The organism is Streptomyces sp. NPDC033229, assembly GCF_055576875.1.
The window spans coordinates 1-1,616 of the sequence record NZ_JBVIQR010000192.1 but is presented as its reverse complement, the minus strand read 5'-3'; the positions used below and the strand labels follow the sequence as shown (position 1 = coordinate 1,616).

The following is a 1,616-nucleotide window of genomic DNA, read 5'->3' as shown; positions in this document are numbered from 1 at the left end:
CTTGTCATTTATGGTCCGGCGTCGAACACGGCTCGAACTTGGTCGGCGTTTTCGCAGTTCAGCGGACGAGAAGGCGGCCCCCGTCTGATCCTGTGCTCCGTCACAGAGTGGATCAGCACGAAGGCCGTGTCCGTGAGTTTGGTGCACCAGAGCGTCCTGCGGGATGCGTTCGCGGAAGTGTCACACTTCCGATCGGAGCTGTACGCGTGTCTGACCGCAAGGGGCGACGCGTTGTTCGAGTTGTGCGACGCGCTGCTGTGCACGGACGGACCCGTGCGAACGCTGGTCGATCTCGCGCTCGCACCCGAACACCGCCGTGGGCACGGGGCTCTGTACGGCGGACTCAACCAGGGCCGGATCGACGTCGCCCGGCTGCGCCGGGCCCTGGCCGGGGTGCCGTTGCCGCGGGCGGCGGACGGCCGGCTCGTGCTGGCGGTGGATGTCTCGCCGTGGCTGCGGCCGGACGCCAACACGTGTGCTGACCGGGCCTTTTGCCACACGTTCGGCCGGGGTGAGGGCAAGCATCAGATGGTGCCCGGCTGGCCGTACTCGGTGGTGGCCGCGCTGGAGAGTGGCCGCACGTCCTGGACGGCGGTGCTGGACGCGGTCCGCCTGGAGCCCGGCGCCGACGTCGCCGCGGTGACCACGGTGCAGATCCGCGAGGTCGTCGAGCGGCTGGTAGCCGCCGGACAATGGCGGCCGGGTGACCCGGAGGTCCTGGTCGTGCTGGACGCGGGATACGACGCCCCGCGCATCGCCCACCTGCTGGGTGACCTGCCCGTCGAGATCCTCGGCCGACTCCGTTCCGACCGGGTGATGCGGCGTCCGGCACCCTCCCGCGAAGAGTTCCACCTGGCCAACCCCAAGGGCGGCCGGCCGCCCAAGCACGGCGGCGAGTTCGTCTTCGGCGACCCCAAAACCTGGGGCACCGAACAGGCCATGACGGCCACGGACACCCGGCTCTACGGGAAGGCGACCGCGCAGGCGTGGGACCGGCTGCACCCGCGGCTGACCCAACGGGCCGCATGGCTCGACCACGACGGGCCACTGCCCATCATCGAGGGCACCGTCATCCGCCTGGTCGTGGAGAAATTGCCCAGCGGCGGGGTCAACAAACCGGTCTGGCTTTGGTGGTCGCGCACCGGCGCCACCGAAGCGGACGTCGACCGCTGCTGGCAGTCCTTCCTCCGCCGCTTCGACATCGAGCACACCTTTCGCCTGTTCAAGCAGACCCTCGGCTGGACCAAGCCCCGGCTCCGCAGCTCCGAAGCCGCCGACCGGTGGACCTGGCTGGTGATCGCCGCCTATGCCCAGCTCCGGCTCGCACGCCCACTGGCCACCGACCTCCGCAGGCCCTGGGAGAAGCCCACCGAGCCGAACAGACTGACACCCGCCCGCGTCCGCAGAGGGTTCAGAAACCTGCACGCGAAGGCCGGCTCACCAGCCAGTGCACCGAAACCATCCCGCCCCGGACCCGGAAGGCCACCGGGATCGAAGAACCGCCGCCGGGCCCCACGTCACGACGTGGGCAGAGTCCTTGCCACCGGCGAGGCGTTCAGTCGTCCAGCACACCACAAGGTCGGAACGAAACCGCGTCGAACTGGATAAATGACAAG

General features: G+C 69.5%; 1 protein-coding gene. It reads left to right on the top strand.

The features are described from left to right. Positions 1-132 precede the first annotated feature (132 nt). A complete protein-coding gene (locus tag ACZ53N_RS37310; protein ID WP_469145128.1) occupies positions 133-1,608 on the top strand; it encodes an NF041680 family putative transposase in 1,476 nt (491 codons plus the stop codon). Positions 1,609-1,616 lie beyond the last annotated feature (8 nt).